The organism is Pseudoalteromonas sp. GW168-MNA-CIBAN-0100 (assembly GCF_040309225.1).
GTDB classification, from domain to species: Bacteria; Pseudomonadota; Gammaproteobacteria; order Enterobacterales; family Alteromonadaceae; genus Pseudoalteromonas; species Pseudoalteromonas arctica.
The window spans coordinates 1-230 of the sequence record NZ_JBEOOL010001193.1 but is presented as its reverse complement, the minus strand read 5'-3'; the positions used below and the strand labels follow the sequence as shown (position 1 = coordinate 230).

The 230-nt window shown below is 38.7% G+C and carries 1 pseudogene; it reads right to left on the bottom strand.

Annotation, left to right across the window (positions count from 1 at the left end):
- Positions 1-230, bottom strand: a pseudogene (locus AAEY62_RS25175) (DUF3488 domain-containing protein); the annotation flags it as partial.

Below are 230 nucleotides of genomic sequence, written 5' to 3'. Positions count from 1 at the left end.
CAAGTACCCAGCTAGACCACCTATAATCTAAGTTTTCTAGCTCTAGCCTTAGCCAATTAATAGCTGCAAAGTTACTTAAACTAACTAAACCAAAGTCGAGATTGCTTTTAAACTCATTATTTAACTCAGTATTTTGTGAAAGCGATCCTGTAAGCCTATCGGGAGCAACCACCGCTGTGGCATCAAATATTTGCCAGCCTTCATTATCTAAATACACTTCTACCCATGCA